The 15304-nt window shown below is 59.0% G+C and carries 12 protein-coding genes and 1 riboswitch; of the genes, 9 read left to right on the forward strand and 3 right to left on the reverse strand.

The window, feature by feature from the left end:
- The first annotated feature begins 2 nt into the window (after nucleotides 1-2).
- The 9 genes from ACQR35_RS06090 to ACQR35_RS06130 all read left to right on the forward strand — a co-directional run bounded on the left by ACQR35_RS06090 (nucleotide 3) and on the right by ACQR35_RS06130 (nucleotide 13020).
- A complete protein-coding gene (locus ACQR35_RS06090; protein ID WP_430269512.1) occupies nucleotides 3-827 on the forward strand; it encodes a M23 family metallopeptidase in 825 nt (274 codons plus the stop codon).
- Nucleotides 828-958: 131 nt separating this feature from the next.
- Nucleotides 959-1140, forward strand: a riboswitch (cyclic di-AMP (ydaO/yuaA leader).
- A 70-nt stretch (nucleotides 1141-1210) separates the two neighbouring features.
- On the forward strand, nucleotides 1211-1951 hold the full coding sequence (locus ACQR35_RS06095; RefSeq protein WP_430269702.1) for a C40 family peptidase: 741 nt from the start codon (nucleotides 1211-1213) through the stop codon (nucleotides 1949-1951).
- Nucleotides 1952-2051: 100 nt separating this feature from the next.
- Nucleotides 2052-2882: an NlpC/P60 family protein gene (locus tag ACQR35_RS06100; RefSeq protein WP_430269513.1), complete on the forward strand. Its 831-nt coding sequence runs from the start codon at nucleotides 2052-2054 to the stop codon at nucleotides 2880-2882.
- Nucleotides 2883-3645: 763 nt separating this feature from the next.
- Nucleotides 3646-4146 carry an HNH endonuclease gene (locus ACQR35_RS06105; RefSeq protein WP_430269514.1) on the forward strand — a complete coding sequence of 167 codons (501 nt, stop codon included), beginning with the start codon at nucleotides 3646-3648 and terminating at the stop codon, nucleotides 4144-4146.
- Between the two features lie 40 nt (nucleotides 4147-4186).
- On the forward strand, nucleotides 4187-5209 hold the full coding sequence (locus ACQR35_RS06110) for an NTP transferase domain-containing protein (RefSeq protein ID WP_430269515.1): 1023 nt from the start codon (nucleotides 4187-4189) through the stop codon (nucleotides 5207-5209).
- A complete protein-coding gene (locus ACQR35_RS06115; RefSeq protein WP_430269516.1) occupies nucleotides 5206-6618 on the forward strand; it encodes a molybdopterin molybdotransferase MoeA in 1413 nt (470 codons plus the stop codon). The genes ACQR35_RS06110 and ACQR35_RS06115 overlap by 4 nt, the downstream gene beginning before the upstream one ends.
- Before the next feature lie 103 nt (nucleotides 6619-6721).
- Nucleotides 6722-9037 carry an FdhF/YdeP family oxidoreductase gene (locus tag ACQR35_RS06120; protein ID WP_430269517.1) on the forward strand — a complete coding sequence of 772 codons (2316 nt, stop codon included), beginning with the start codon at nucleotides 6722-6724 and terminating at the stop codon, nucleotides 9035-9037.
- Nucleotides 9038-9039: 2 nt separating this feature from the next.
- Nucleotides 9040-9882, forward strand: coding sequence for a formate dehydrogenase accessory sulfurtransferase FdhD (fdhD, locus tag ACQR35_RS06125; protein WP_430266767.1), 843 nt, complete (start codon nucleotides 9040-9042; stop codon nucleotides 9880-9882).
- Nucleotides 9883-9990: 108 nt separating this feature from the next.
- Nucleotides 9991-13020 (forward strand): alpha-mannosidase, encoded by a 3030-nt coding sequence (locus tag ACQR35_RS06130; protein ID WP_430269518.1) that lies wholly within the window; start codon nucleotides 9991-9993, stop codon nucleotides 13018-13020.
- A 25-nt stretch (nucleotides 13021-13045) separates the two neighbouring features.
- Here ACQR35_RS06130 and ACQR35_RS06135 read toward each other — a convergent pair whose 3' ends face one another.
- The 3 genes from ACQR35_RS06135 to ACQR35_RS06145 are packed head-to-tail and all read right to left on the reverse strand — an operon-like array spanning nucleotide 13046 to nucleotide 15287.
- Nucleotides 13046-13825 (reverse strand): amino acid ABC transporter ATP-binding protein, encoded by a 780-nt coding sequence (locus tag ACQR35_RS06135; RefSeq protein ID WP_430267021.1) that lies wholly within the window; start codon nucleotides 13823-13825, stop codon nucleotides 13046-13048.
- On the reverse strand, nucleotides 13812-14477 hold the full coding sequence (locus ACQR35_RS06140) for an amino acid ABC transporter permease (RefSeq protein ID WP_430266769.1): 666 nt from the start codon (nucleotides 14475-14477) through the stop codon (nucleotides 13812-13814). Before ACQR35_RS06140 ends, ACQR35_RS06135 begins: the two co-directional genes overlap by 14 nt.
- Nucleotides 14478-15287: an amino acid ABC transporter substrate-binding protein gene (locus tag ACQR35_RS06145; RefSeq protein WP_430269519.1), complete on the reverse strand. Its 810-nt coding sequence runs from the start codon at nucleotides 15285-15287 to the stop codon at nucleotides 14478-14480.
- Nucleotides 15288-15304: the final 17 nt, after the last annotated feature.

The following is a 15304-nucleotide window of genomic DNA, read 5'->3' on the forward strand; positions in this document are numbered from 1 at the left end:
ACTTGACCATCGAGAACGCTCGCGGCCGCCGCCGCGCTACGGCACCGGCCGTCCCCACCGCGCCATCCGCGTTGGATGCGGCACCCCGGCAAGTACGGCGTCACGCAGCGACTCGAAAAAGCGCCCTCCGTCAGTTCGCTGATCTCGCAACTGCCACCGGGGTAGCTCAAAAAGCTGGGCTTGTGCTCGGCGCAGCAGGTCTTGCTCTGGCAGTATCCTTCCCCACAACTTCAGGCCCCTTGGCCGCAGAATCCATGGGTTCCGCAGCCCCGGCGGCGGCAGTAGTAGCCGCGCCGCAGGTTGCCGTTACCGCCGATTCAGGCGCAAAAATCAGCTTCAGCCGCAGCACCGTAACAAGTACCGTAGACCCAGACGCTAGGCTCAAGCAGCTTCTCGGCGCGCAGTCAGCGGGCAAAATAACGCCGGCAGCAGCTAAGGGAAGCTTGGGTGCACCGCTGGGCACACTGGTCCAGGCGTCGCCCTTTGGTTACCGGGTTAATCCGATTACTGGCGGCATGGGTGAGTTCCACCGCGGCCAAGACTTTGTAGCGCAGTGCGGTACGGCCGTGCATGCAGCAGCCAGCGGCAAAGTAACTTTCGCCGGCTGGCACCCCTATGGTGGCGGAAACCGTGTGGTTATTGATCACGGAAACGGTTTAGAAACCACGTATAACCACCTCTCCTCGATCAGCGTCACCGTTGGTCAGCAGCTAACGCGCGGAGAAGTTCTTGCCCTCAGCGGCACCACGGGCGCTTCTACCGGTTGCCACCTTCACTTTGAAGTAATGGTGAACGGTGACGTTGTAGATCCCGAGGGATGGCTCTAAGCCCTGCCCCCAGTGGCTTGTCATATCGAAGGTCCCCGTCGTGACCTGAACGTGACATTTGATCCAAACTCCTGTACCGTCATTTACGCGTCAACTTTTATACAAGCTGACGTTCTCGAGTGGATTGCCTAACTCTGCCACCGCCCGAGGTCCGTTCGCATTACATCGTCTGGCAGAGGCGGGGGAACCAACTTTGGTCTTCGTAAGAAGGCCTTGGGGTTAAGTCGTAAGAGTGTTTCTAGGAGCATTTCTACGGCCGGATGACTCCCATCCGAATCCGACAGCTCACCTCGTAGGCATTGGGAGAGGCTTCTTTCGTGTCTTCAAGCAACACCGTTGCGCGTCACCGCGCACAAGTGGCTCCTAAGAGCCCGTTCAACGCTATTTCCAAAGCTGTTTCCTCCAATGCCGGCACGGTAGGCCGTCAGGCCGCTGTTATCGCCGCAGCTTCGGGTTTGGTACTGAGCATCGGCCTCCCGGCCAACGCTTCAGAGACCAACCGTGAGGCATCCCCGGTTACGGACTTCTCGGCAGCAGCCCAGTTGACCGTTACCGCAGCACCCACTGCAGCACTGAGCTTCGAGCGCACTGTCGTCGCTTCAGAAGCTGCACCGGTTGTTGAAGTTGCAGCGCAGTCCACCGATGAGGCGGACAGCACCGCAACCGCGGACGAGACCAGCACCACTGACTCCAACGCTGACACCACCGCAGCAACGGCAACTCAGTCCACCGGTGCCGATGCTCAGGCAACTGTGCAGACGGCGTCCACCAAGAAGGACAGCGCCTCTTCGGCGGCTGCTTCAGGTCTGGTTGGACTTGCGTACTCCGGCATCGGCAGCCCCTACGTGTGGGGCGGCACTACTCCCGCAGGTTGGGACTGCTCCGGTTTCACGCAGTGGGTTTACGCCCAGGCTGGCATCAGCATCCCGCGTGTTCAGGCATGGAACTCCATGACCCCCACGGCCAACCCGGCTCCCGGTGACTTGGTGATGCAGAATGGCGGCGCTCACGTAGGTATCTACGTTGGCAACGGCATGATGATCAGCGCGTTGAATCCCTCGCAGGGCACTATCCTGCATGCGGTTGCAGCTACGGGCTCCGCCTCGTACTTCACGCTCCGCTAAAAACCCGTTCGGGGCATACCGGCCCACCCCCAAGATGCCGGTCTGCCCAAAGCCCGATGGCTGCCTTCGCGGTGCCTGAGGAAAACGAAAGAGAGTACTAATGACTACTCGTGCAAGCAACATTGCACGGCACCGCGCCGAGGTCTCTAAGACCAACTCGCTGGCTGTCATTGCCAAGGCCGTCAGCGAAAACGCTGGTGGCATGGGTCGCCAAGCTGCGGTTATCGCTGCAGCTTCCGGCCTGGTCCTGACTAGCGGCATCGCCGCTAACGCTGCTGAGAACAACGTGCAGCGTGAGTCCACTTCTACTTCTGCGCAGGAAGTCCACGCCGCATCTTCGGTGAAGGTTGTTGCCGCTCAGAAGACCATCGCTTTCGAGAAGGTTCGCTCTTCTTCGGTTGCTAAGCCGGCCCCGGTTGCCGCTCCTGTTGCTGCGGCTCCGGCCGTTGAAGCAACGCCTGCAGCACAGGTTCAGGCTGAGGCGACTGCAGTTACTCCGGTAGCTGCTACCACTGAAGAAGCCCCGGCAGTACAGCAGACTGCAGCAGCTCCGGCTGCTGCAACCGCTGCTCCGGCAGCTACCTCCACCGCATCGGCTAGCGGCCAGGGTGCAGCAATTGCTGCCGCTGCTTACGCTCAGCTCGGTGTTGCTCAGGACTGCACTGCCTTGGCTACCAACGCCCTCAAGGCAGTTGGCATCAACTACCACGGCTGGCCAGCAGGCTACTTGTCCTTGGGCCGCACGGTTTCTGCCGCTGAGGCGCAGCCGGGCGACTTGGTTTACTACGCAGACGGTGGCGCGGGCCTTGCCCACATCGCTGTTTACGTTGGTAACGGCCAGGCCGTACACGGTGGCTGGAACGGCTTCACCACGGCGCTCTTCAGCGTCAACGTTGGCTCGGGCCCCGTTTACATCCGCGTTGGCGGCTAATACCTGCTTGTTTGAAGAACCCTCGTCGCATAGCGGCGGGGGTTCTTTGTTTTAACGCTAGGCGCCCATAAATCTTCAGCGCCATTGGATCCGGCTGCAGGGCTTCTCTGGCCAAGCCTTCTCCTCCACTCCCATGCTGTCCACCCGACTTCAGCCTTGCCCGTGCAGCCACTTCTTCCCGCCGCACTCTTGTCCCTTACCCGTGCATCGCAGCTCAATTTTAGTGGCCGGAGCTCCAGGTTTTAGGCTGGTTGGCCTATGATTCCGGGGCTCACAAAACTCTGTTGGCGGCAAAGTTGAGCTGCCGCGCACACTCTCAATCGCCCGGCTGTCCCACGGCCGGCGTCCACACCGCATTGCCGCTGCGCTCACCGCATTTCCTAGCTCCTCCCATCAGCAACACCCCGGCCTTCCAGCCCAGTTGCTGACCTTCCCGCCCATGCAGCCACAGAGAAACCCCTACATTCCGGAGGAGCTGAGCTCGGCGCTGAAGTTTTTCAAAGAGCAACTGGGCTGGAAGGAACCCAACCCGAAACAACCTAGCCCGAACAGACAGGTGACGGCCTGCATCAAGCCGAACGCGCGGGTTGCGGGCCGGTGGCGGCGGAGTGAACTTTTACCGACACAAACCGAAATCGGAGCAAAGTGAACGTGGTGTGCTGCTGGGTGTGTTTACTCTAGTTAAGTCGATCCATAACCCGGGTATGCCGGGGGCAGCCGGCCCTCGAGCCCCTCCTAGGTGCGGCCATAAAGAGGTACGTGCATGCGCACTCTCGTTCTGAATGCTGGGTATGAACCGCTTGCGGTAGTGACATTCCGCAGGGCGTTGGTCCTTGTCTTGGCCGGGAAAGCCAGCGTGGTGGCGGAGGATGATGAGCCTGTGGTCGGTCCGGGTGAAGTCTTCGGCAGGCCGTCCGTAATTCTCCTCAACCGCTATATCCGTCCGCGGTTTGAGCCGAGCCTTGCTGTGACTCGACGCGGGGTTCTGCGACGTGATGGCAACCGTTGCGGTTATTGCGGCAAGTCGGCGCACACCATTGACCACATTCAGCCGCGTTCCCGTGGTGGCGAAGATTCGTGGGAGAACCTTGTGGCGTGTTGCCTTCGTTGTAACAACGTCAAGGGGAATCACACTCCGGCGGAGATGGGTTGGAAATTGCGGTTCACACCCCAGCCGCCGCGGGGAACCACGTGGCAGATCAAAGAGCTTGAGCGTCCTGCTGCTGATTGGGAAACATTTCTGGCACCACAGTCTGCCGCGTAACACCACACATCTCCACGGAGCGCTGCCCTAGGCTGAGCGGATGAACTTTGATGCGATCATCCTCGCCGGCGGCAGATCTTCCCGGCTCCAAGGCGTGGAGAAATCGCAGTTTGTAGTGCAGGACTCCACCCTATTGCAGCTTGCCGTCATGGCGGCCCGGGATGCTCAGCGGACAGTGGTGGTGGGCCCCAGCCAAGAACTCAGGGAGCTCAGCAGTACTGTGACTTTCGCCCGTGAGGAGCCTCTGTTTGGTGGGCCGGTGGCTGGCATTGTGGCAGGGCTTCGAGCCCTAGGTGCCGAACAAACTCGCGGCGAGACAGCAGAGTGGACCCTGATTTTGGCGTGCGATATGCCGCACGCCGCACCGGCCGTCGTCGAACTGGCCAAACAGGTCGTCGAACTGGCCAAACAGGTGGGGGAGACCGCAACGCCTCCTACCGGCACTAGTAGTACAGAACAAAAACAGTACGACGGCGCAATCGCGGTTACGCCCGACGGTCGCCATCAGTCCTTGCTCGCCATGTACCGGACCTCGTCTCTGAGTGCAGTGGCCCGTGAAATGGACCGGACCGGCAAGGCTGTTAACGCCTCAATGCGGAGCCTGCTTGCTAGTCTAGATCTGGTGGAAGTGCCGGTTGTAGAGCTCTGGGCTCGCGATCTGGATACCTTCGCTGACGCAGCCGAGCTGGGCGCCACGCCACCTGTTCCACTCGGGACTAACGCTCAAGCTCAACGCAACCGGGAGGCAACGATGAACACTCAGGACGAGGTCCTTGAACAGTGGTGCGCTGACTTGGCCCAAGCGCTGGAACTTGAGGACATCGAAGTGGATGTCCAAGGTATTTTGAATCTTGCCGGGGTCGCCGCGCACTCGGTGGTTCGTCCTGCCGCTCCGTTGACCACCTACTTGGCCGGCCTCGCCGCAGGATTGGAAGTTGGTTTGCGGGCTGGCCGTGCAGGAGAAGACTTGGACACCGAAACACTCGCTGATGCGCTTAAAGAGGCAACGGACCGAGCCCTCAGCACCGCGAAGTCGTTCTCCCGTGAATACAACGCCGAATGAGCGATTCCGCCCCTGAAGCCTCCACACACAACAGTCACGAGGTAGAACCCAATACTGGAATCTCGCACAAAACGGCCCATAAAATGCTGGCGCACAACTGGTATGAGGCCCGCGAGCTCGCCTACAACCACCCGCAGCCGCTTCCTCCCTCGCTCACTGATCTTGACAAGTGTGTGGGCCGGACGCTCGCTGAGGATCTAGTGGCACTTCACAACATGCCGCACTACGCATCCTCCGCGATGGATGGCTGGGCGGTTAACGGCACCGGACCCTGGATCCCGGTAGAGCCTGGCAAACGGTTGGCGCCACACGAAGCGAGCCCCATTGTGACCGGCGGTCTGATCCCACCTGGGGCCAAAGCTGTGTTGCGTTCAGAGAGCGCCGAATTAACTCTGGATGAGGATGGCCTCGCCGTGGTGAGACTTGGCGGCAGCGCTAAGCCGGGGGAGCCGCGCAATGGTCAGCACATCCGCCGGGCCTCCGAGGAAGCCAGCGTTGAGGATATGTTGATTCCTGCTGGAACGGTGATCAACCCAGCCCAAGTTGCACTGGCGGCTTTGGCTGGGCACGATCAGCTGCCGGTGGTGGGCCGCGCGGTGGTCCGGTTTTTGCGTACGGGCAGCGAAGTGGTGGATCACGGGATTCCCGCACCGGGCCGCGTCCGGGATACTTTTGGCCCTCAGATTCCCTCGGTGATCACACAGCTGGGTGGCATTTATGCTGAAACTTTGCACGTTGAGGACCACCTTGACCACTGGCGCCGCGCCTTTGACGAGGAACAAGTAGAGCTGCCGTCCGACGTCGTTATCACCACTGGCGGGACCGGCGCTTCGGCGACGGATCACCTGCGTTCTGTCCTTGAAGAATTGGGTGCCCGGTTCCTGATTGACACTGTGGCGATGCGCCCGGGGCACCCAACGGTTCTCGCTGAACTTCCTGACGGGCGCTACGTTTTGGGTCTGCCTGGAAATCCGACGGCGGCAATGGTCGCCTTGTTGAGTTTTGGCTGGCCGCTGATTGCCAAATTGGGACATTTGCCGGCCCCGGCCGTAGTGCAGGTCCCGTGCGGAACAAGTCTTGATGCTCACCAAGGACCCACCCGGGTGATGCCGTTCCGGCAGCTGTATGGGATGGCCGCGCCGTCAGGGCACCATTCACCAGGCATGATGCGTGGCTTGGCTATGGCTGATGGGCTAATGATCGTGCCGCCGCATGGGGTTCAAATGGGTGAACTCGTTGATGCTATCTCACTGCCATGGGCAACCCCTTTGGAAGCGGCTGAGAGCGCCGAGGAGAAGGTAGCCAAGGAAGCGGCAGCTAAGGAGCAAGCTGCCAAAGAACGCGCAGCGAAAGCCGCACGGCGTAAAGCAGCTTCCACGGGGCCGGTTGACTGGAGCGCACTGGGCTAGTCGCTGCGGGGAGCGATGTTTGCTTGGTGCCTGGAGCGTGACTCGGCGGCGTTGTATGGGGGCGTGGCTTGTCTCGGGTGAACCGTAGGGACATGATGAAGGTATGAGCAAGCACGGGCCGCTGGCAGACATCAATGAAGCTGATCTTGAAGTTCACCCACCTAAAACCAGTGCCGCTGGCATCGAAGCAGTTGGTGTTGCATTGGGCCGCGGATTGGCTCAGGCCGGGGTCGCCCGCACGGCTCGGGCGCTTCTGCGTGTCAACCAGCACAACGGTTTTGACTGTCCGGGCTGTGCATGGCCGGAGAGCATCACCGGAAACCGTAAAATCGCAGAGTTTTGTGAGAACGGCGCTAAAGCAATCGCTGAGGAAAACACGCTCCGCACCGTGACCCCTGCGTTTTGGGATGAGCACTCGATCACTGATCTTGAGGGCAAAACCGAGTACTGGCTGGGTAGTCAGGGCCGCATGACCGAGCCCATGGTCATACGGCCCGGAGAAACTCACTATTCCCCGATCTCGTGGCAGGGTGCCTTTGACCTGATCGGTGAGCATATCCGTGCCACCACGCCGGAGCGGTGTGTGTTTTACACGTCTGGGCGCACCGCGAATGAGACTGCTTTCATCTACCAGCTCTTTGCACGCGCCATTGGCACCAACAATCTGCCCGACTGTTCCAACATGTGCCACGAATCGTCCGGAAGCGCTCTGACTCCCACCATTGGAATCGGCAAGGGCACGGTGTCCCTCGAGGACATTCATGATGCTGAGCTGGTTTTTGTGGCCGGACAAAACCCTGGAACCAACCATCCACGAATGCTCTCGGCCCTGCAGGAGTGCAAAAAACGAGGTGGCAAGGTAGTTGCCATCAACCCGCTTCCCGAAGCCGGACTGCTGAACTTCAAGGACCCTCAAACCGTCCAAGGAATCGTGGGAAACGGTATTGCTTTAGCCGATGAATTCCTGCAGATCAAAGTTGGTGGCGACTTGGCGCTGTTTCAGGCGCTGGGCCACTTGCTGCTGGAAGCGGAGAAACGATCCCCGGGCGCCGTGGTTGACCAGAAATTTGTCCAGAGCCAAACCCAGGGCTTCACCGAATACGCTGCGGCTCGCGAAACACTGGACTGGGCCGAGACTGAACTGGCCACTGGGCTCAGCCGAGCAGAGATCACCACCGTCGCGGGCATGCTCATTAGATCCAAAGCCACCATCATTTGCTGGGCACTGGGCCTGACCCAACAGCCACATTCCGTGGACACCCTCAAAGAGATCATCAACGTCCTTTTGTTGCAAGGAAACTTTGGTAAAAAGGGTGCGGGCGCTTGCCCTGTGCGAGGTCATTCCAACGTCCAAGGAGATAGGACCATGGGCATTTGGGAGAAACCTCGTCCTGGCTTCCTAGACGCTCTGGAAAAAGAATTTGGTATTCCGATGCCGCGCGAGCACGGCGTTGACGCGGTGCGCGCCCAGCAGGCGTTTGAAGAGAATGCAGTGGATGTTTTTGTCTCCATGGGTGGCAACTTCGCCGCCGCCTGTTCTGACACAGAAGCGCTCGAAGCCGGGATGAAACGGGCCGGATTAACCGTCCACATCTCCACCAAACCCAACCGCTCACATGTGGTCCACGGCAAAACCTCGCTGATTCTTCCTACCTTGGGCCGCACCGATTCGGACGTTAAACACCCGGACGGGCGGCAATTTTTGTCAGTTGAAGACTCCATGTCCGTTATTCACTCCACTCAGGGCCGGCTGGAACCGGTGAGTGATCATTTGCTGGCGGAGCCGGTGATTATTGCACGGATGGCCGCAGCAACACTGGGTGAAGATCACCCCATCAACTGGCGGGCCATGGCTGAGGACTATGACGTGATCCGCGACCACATTTCTCGGGTGATCCCCGGGTTCGAAGACTTCAACACCCGGGTCCGGAATAGAAACGGTTTTGTCCTACCAAACCCCCCGCGGGATACACGCACTTTCAAAACCAGCACGGGGCTGGCCCACTTCACCGTTAGCCCGCTGGAATATCTCAACCCGCCGGCCGGGCACCTGATTCTTCAGACCGTCCGCAGCCACGACCAGTACAACACCACGTTCTACGGCCTGGATGACCGATACCGTGGCATCTCTGAGGGCCGCCGAGTAGTGCTCATCCATCCCGAGGACCTCGCACAGGCAGGATTCGCTGACCGCGATATGGTGGATGTTATCTCCAGTTTCACCGGGTCCGACGGCGTCACCACCGAACGCCGCGCTAACAGTTTCCGTCTGGTTGGCTACCCCACGGCTAAGGGATGCGCGGCAGCTTACTTCCCGGAGGCCAACGCGCTGGTTCACCGTGAACTTGTTGCACGCGAATCAAACACACCCGGTTTCAAAGCCATTACTGTGCGCTTTGTGGCCCACAAGGAAAGCTGAGCATGGGCAGGCTAACGCAACGAACCAAAGTCCATAAGTACGTTGTGGGAAGCGAACACCCACACCGCGTCATCGAGGATCAGCTAGCCGTTGAAGAACCGTTGGAAATCCGTTTGGGCCACTTGTCCTATTCGGTGACCATGCGTTCACCCGGGCATGACTTTGACCTTGTGGCTGGCTTTTTGGTCTCTGAAGGGGTGATCTGGGAACCGGAGCAACTGATCTCCCTGCGCTTTTGTGCTGGCGAGGATGAGAATGGCGTCCAAACCTTCAATGTGGTGGAGGCCCAATTGCGGCCTGACGTTCCGGTCCCGGACGCCGGAAGGAAAATCTACACCTCGAGCTCGTGCGGGATTTGTGGCACCGATTCGATCGACGCCGTACACAAGTCCTCGCACTATGCACCGACGACTGATGACGAGTTCACTGTCCCCGTCGCCACGCTCCTTTCCTTGCCGGACAAGCTTCGCAGCGCTCAAGCGGTGTTTGAAAAAACCGGGGGAGTGCACGCTGCTGGTCTGTTCTCCGTCAATGACCAGGGGGAAGCCGAGTTGTTGTGTTTGCGCGAGGACGTTGGCCGGCACAACGCGATGGACAAAGTCGTTGGCTGGGCTCTCCGCGAAGGGCGTTTGCCGCTGAACCGCACAGTCCTTCAGCTCTCCGGCCGGGCATCTTTTGAATTGGTCCAGAAGGCTTCCTTGGCGGGTATACCCGTGCTGTCGGCCGTCAGCGCGCCCTCTTCTCTCGCCGTCGAACTGGCTCAAAGCAGTGCTGTAACCTTGGCAGGTTTTAGCCGGGGCCAGAGCATCAACGTGTATTCAGGCCACGAGAGGATCACTGCGTAAAGCATCTTGCGCGGGCGAAGGGATGGACAGCCCTTGGTCAATAGCTGCCTTGACAGGTAGATTTTGTCCATCGATTAGCACCACCGAAGGGTGCGTAAGGGAGCCACTGTGCATGATGATCGCGGAATAACCGAAGCCCGTCTTGACCGTTTCATTAAGGACAGATTGGTGCCCGCGATCTATGCGCGTTCTACCGAATTGGAGCTCTCTGCATGGGATGTTCCGGACGAACCTGTCCCGGCAGCTGAGGCGCTTGGACAAAACTTTGAACCCCTTGCGCAGGGCTCTGCTTGGGGGCGCGGTTGGAGTACCAAATGGATCCGCCTGCAAGGTTCCGTGCCGGCCGGTTGGGGAAAAGACCCACAACGCAGTGTTGAAGTGTTGGTTGATTTGGGGTTCAACGGACAGGGCCCCGGTTTTCAATGCGAGGGCATCGCATGGCGAGCAGACGGCACCATCATCAAAGCTATTTCGCCCAAAAACCTGCACATTCCCTTAGAGCTGATTGGCCCGGATACTCACAGCGGTGAGCTCAATCTCTATGTGGAAGCCGCTGCGAACCCGGACCTTACCCAAGCGTGGAGCTTCGCTCCCACTAACCTCGGCGATAAGGCCACGGTAGGCGAAGAGCTCAGGTATAGGCTGGGCCCGATTGTGGTGGCCGAACGGGACATAACGGTGTGGGAGCTAGCCCAGGACGTTGATACTTTGCGGTCACTGATGCACGAGCTGCCCATGGACCAGCCCCGACGCTTCGACATTCTCCGGGCCCTCGAGGCCATGATGGACCGCATGGATCCGGAGGACGTGTCCGGCACGGCAACGGCTGGCCGGGAGGCCTTGAAACCAGTTCTCAGCCAGCCAGCCAATGCCTCGGCTCACAACATTGTGGCCACCGGGCACGCGCACATTGACTCCGCATGGTTGTGGCCTGTCCGCGAAACCATCCGCAAATGTGCCAGGACCTTCTCCAACGTGGTGGCGTTGATGGATGAGGATCCCAACTTTGTGTTCTCTTGCTCTTCCGCCCAGCAACTGTCCTGGATCAAGGAATATTACCCGGAGCTGTTCGCCCGAATTCGCGAGAAAGTTGATGCTGGACAGTTCATTCCCGTGGGCGGAATGTGGGTGGAATCGGACACCAACATGCCCGGTGGTGAGGCAATGGCCCGGCAATTTGTTGAGGGCAAAGGTTTCTTCTTGGATGAGTTCGGTGTGGAGTGCCGCGAGGCGTGGTTGCCGGATTCCTTTGGTTACTCGGCCGCTTTGCCGCAAATTGTGAAAGCAGCCGGGTCTCGGTGGTTCCTGACCCAAAAAATTTCCTGGAATCAGACCAACAAGATGCCCCACCACACGTTCAGTTGGGAAGGCATTGATGGCACCCGAGTGTTCACTCACTTCCCGCCCGTGGATAGTTATAACTCAGACTTGGGTGGGCGGGATCTGGCCCATGCACAGCGAAACTACCGTGATCATGGCCGCGGCAACACCTCGCTGGTGCCCTTTGGTTATGGCGACGGCGGTGGTGGGCCCACGCGCGAAATGCTCGCTGCGGCGCACCGCGCGGAGGATTTGGAAGGTTCGCCCAAGGTTCAGCTTGGTAGCGCTAGAGACTTTTTTGAGATGGCCCAAGATGAGTACAAAAATCTTCCCGTCTGGGTGGGGGAGATGTACCTCGAACTGCACCGCGGAACGTACACCAGCCAGTCGAACACCAAAAAGGGCAATCGACGCAGTGAGCACTTACTCCGCGAAGCTGAGTTGTGGGCGGCCACCGCGTCGGTGCGTCACCACGACTATACGTATCCGGCTGAGGAGCTGAAGCGCTTGTGGCGGTTAGTGCTTTTACAGCAGTTCCACGACATTCTCCCGGGCTCTTCCATCGCCTGGGTTCATCAGGATGCGGAGCGAAATTATGCTGCCATTGAACGTGATCTTGAAGCGATCATCGCCGCGGCCACGGCAAAAATGTTGGGTGAAGGAGAGCAACAATTTTTGCTCAACGCCGCACCACATGAACGTGACGGTGTGCCCGCTTTTGCCGCCGCAAGACCCATCCGTGCCGAGGAAGCTGTTCAAGTCCAAGAGCTGGATGGCGGCTACGTTCTGGACAACGGACTGATCCGCGCCCAGATCAACGCTGAAGGTCAGGTTGTCTCCCTGCTGGAACACCGCACTGGGCGCGAGGCTATTTCCCCGGACGCACCGGGAAACCGCTTGGAACTCTTCCGAGATACACCCAACCAATGGGATGCCTGGGACATTGACGAGTTCTACCGCCATAACGTAACTGCCGCAGACGTTCGCTCAGTCACTTTAGAACGCGGCGGCTGGGACGCTGTGGTGGTGGTTGAGGCGTTGGTTGGTAAATCTCCCGTGACCCAGCGGATCTCGCTAGCGGCGGGGGCCGAATCGCTCGCCATCACTACCTCGGTGGACTGGCAAGAGAAAGAGAAGCTCCTCAAACTGGCGTTCGGCTTGGATGTGCGGGCAGACCGCTCAGCCTCGGAAACCCAATTTGGCCACGTCTTCCGGCCCACCCACGTCAATACTTCCTGGGAAGCAGCTAAGTTCGAGATCTGTGCGCACCGCTGGATCCATGTTGGCGAACCGGGCTACGGCGTAGCCATTTCAAACTCGGCAAGCTACGGGCATGACGTCACCAGAGCCGTGCGAGAGGACGGAGGAACGACGACGACAGTCCGCCTTTCCTTGCTGAGGGCACCACAGTTCCCGGATCCTCAAGCGGATTTGGGGCGGCATGAATATTCGGTGACTATCCGTCCCGGGGCAGGTATTGCCGAGGCGGTTGAAGAGGGCTACCGGACCAACTTGGTGCCCCGAGTACTCACCGGCGGTCGCGAGATTGAGCCCTTGTTCACCGTGTACAACCAAGCCGTGGTGGTGGAGGCCATCAAACTGGCTGAGGACAGCAGCGGGGACGTCATTGTGCGCCTTTACGAATCCTTGGGGGAGCGCAGCTCCGGGGTCCTGACAGCGAATTTCCCGGCAGCCGCTGCAGCTACCGTGGACCTACTGGAGCGGCCAATAGCGGTACCAGGAGTGAACTGTGGCAAAGATTCTGTGGAGTTGACGCTGCGCCCGTTCCAGCTGGTCACGCTCCGCTTCAGCCGCTAAATACGCGGTACTGGCAGCCAAGCCGCTACTGGTAGTCGCTGTTCAGCAGCCGGTTGACGAATTGCTGCGTGCGCTCATGAGTAGGTGCGCGCAGCACTTCGGCGGCCGGTCCGCGTTCAACCACCACACCGCCGTCCATAAAAATGACCTCGTCCGCTACTTGCCGGGCGAAGGCGAGCTCGTGGGTAACAATCACCATGGTCCAGCCTTCCTCGGCTAGTTCCTTGATCACACCCAAAACATCGCCTACTAGTTCGGGATCCAGCGCTGAGGTGGGTTCGTCAAAGAGCAACAACTCTGGCCGCAGTGCCAATGCGCGCACAATACCCACACGCTGCTGTTGACCGCCGGAGAGCTCAAAAGGGTATGCGTCTTTTTTAGCGAGCAGACCCACTCGTTCTAGAAGTTTTTCAGCATCCGCGGTAGCTTCAGCCCGTTTGCGCTTCTGAACCTGCACAGGTCCCTCGATGACGTTTTCAAGAACCGTCATGTGGGGGAACAAGTTGTAGTGCTGGAACACCATGGCACTGCGATCCCGCAGGCTAGCGAGCTCCTTTTTGGACACTGGTGAGGAGAAGTCCACGGTGTGGTTCTCACCAATGGTGACGGTGCCGGCGTCGGGCGTTTCAAGGCCGTTCAAGGAGCGCAAAACGGTAGTTTTGCCTGAACCCGAAGGACCGATCAGCGCCACAACCTTGCCGCGCGGCACGTCGATGTCGATGTCTTTAAGCACCTGGTGATCACCAAAAGCCTTGGCTAGGTGACGAACCGAGAGGACGGGTGCGGCTGAATTAGTGGGCGACATATCGATCCAATCGTTTTTCAAGCCAAGACTGTCCGCTCGAGAGAACCAAACAGATCACCCAATAAACCAACGCAGCTTCGAGGTAAAGGATCATAAATTCTTGGCTAAACGCTGCGATCTGTTGGGCGTTGCGGAAGAGCTCGGTGACCAAAATCAGCGAGGCTAACGATGTGTCCTTGACCAGCGAGATAAAGGTGTTGGACAAAGGCGGAACGGAGACGCGTGCGGCCTGCGGAAGAATCACGCGGCGCAAAGTCAGTGCGGGGGACATACCAATGGTGTGCCCGGCTTCCCACTGACCTTTGGGTACCGAGAGGATCGCTGCGCGAATAATCTCCGCAGCGTAGCCGCCCACGTTCAGTGAGAAAGCAATGATGGCGCTGGGCCACGGCTCAAGCTTGATGCCCAAGGATGGTAGGCCGTAGAAGATCACAAACAGCTGAACCAACAATGGTGTGCCGCGAATGATGGATACATAGATGCGGGCAAGCCCAGAGAGCAGTTTGTTGCTGCTCAAGCGCATCAAAGCCACCACCAGCGCCAACACCAAACCCACCACAAAGGAGGCAAGGGTCAACGGAATGGTTCCTTGGACCGCACCCAAAAGGATGGGGCCCAAGGAAGTCCAGATCAAATCCCAGGTGCTGGGCATTTACTTAGTGACGTCCACGCCGAAGTACTTTTCGGAGATCTTGGTCAGTGTGCCATCAGCTGCCAAGTCTTTCAGCGCCGAGTCCATGGCGTCCTTCAAAGCTGTGGAACCCTTGCGGACGGTCAGTGCACTCTCTGACTTGTCAGTGGTTTCCGCGGCGATCTTCAGGCCTGCGTCAGGGGTGTTCTTGGCGTAGTCCAAGTAGGTGAGTTTGTCATTAACAATTGCGTCCACTCGGTCTTGGCGGACCAAGCTCACGCCCTGGGCCCAGCCTTCAACCTGCTGAATGTTGGCGCCGGACTTCTGCGCCAAGGTGTACCAGTTGCTGGTCAGTGACTGGGCAGTAGTTTTGCCCTTCAGATCCGCGAAGGACTTGATGTCGTTGTTGTCTTGCTTGGTCACGATGACACCCGAAGAGATGGTGTACGGAGTGGAGAAATCGTATTTGGCTTTGCGCTCATCATTGATGGAAACCTGATTGGCAATGACATCAAAACGCTTGGCTTCCAAACCAGCGAAGATTGAGTCCCACTGGGTTTCCTGGAATGTTGCCTTGACGCCGAGCTTGCCAGCAACTGCTTCGGCTACTTCAACGTCAAAGCCGGTGAGCTTGCCAGCGCCATTCTCGTGGAAGCTGAACGGCTTGTAGGTGCCTTCAGTAGCAATCACTAATTCGCCCTTGGACTTAACGTCGCTGAGGGAAGTGTCCCCGCCGGTCGCGGGAGTGCTGCTGGCTCCGCCGCCACACGCGCTCAGAGCGAGAGCTGTGGCTGCCAACAGGCTAGTTAGAGCAAAACGACGGCGGTTCATCGGTCCTTCTTTCACAA

Source organism: Pseudarthrobacter sp. J1738, assembly GCF_050490315.1.
Lineage (GTDB): Bacteria > Actinomycetota > Actinomycetes > Actinomycetales > Micrococcaceae > JBNPEO01.

Excerpts from the sequence above, each read along its gene's own strand:
- fdhD (WP_430266767.1), top strand. The coding sequence starts at position 9,040 with ATGGGCAGGCTAACGCAACGAACCAAAGTCCATAAGTACGTTGTGGGA.
- ACQR35_RS06135 (WP_430267021.1), bottom strand. The coding sequence starts at position 13,825 with ATGTCGCCCACTAATTCAGCCGCACCCGTCCTCTCGGTTCGTCACCTA.
- ACQR35_RS06140 (WP_430266769.1), bottom strand. The coding sequence starts at position 14,477 with ATGCCCAGCACCTGGGATTTGATCTGGACTTCCTTGGGCCCCATCCTT.
- ACQR35_RS06110 (WP_430269515.1), top strand. The coding sequence starts at position 4,187 with ATGAACTTTGATGCGATCATCCTCGCCGGCGGCAGATCTTCCCGGCTC.
- ACQR35_RS06120 (WP_430269517.1), top strand. The coding sequence starts at position 6,722 with ATGAGCAAGCACGGGCCGCTGGCAGACATCAATGAAGCTGATCTTGAA.
- ACQR35_RS06145 (WP_430269519.1), bottom strand. The coding sequence starts at position 15,287 with ATGAACCGCCGTCGTTTTGCTCTAACTAGCCTGTTGGCAGCCACAGCT.
- ACQR35_RS06115 (WP_430269516.1), top strand. The coding sequence starts at position 5,206 with ATGAGCGATTCCGCCCCTGAAGCCTCCACACACAACAGTCACGAGGTA.
- ACQR35_RS06100 (WP_430269513.1), top strand. The coding sequence starts at position 2,052 with ATGACTACTCGTGCAAGCAACATTGCACGGCACCGCGCCGAGGTCTCT.
- ACQR35_RS06105 (WP_430269514.1), top strand. The coding sequence starts at position 3,646 with ATGCGCACTCTCGTTCTGAATGCTGGGTATGAACCGCTTGCGGTAGTG.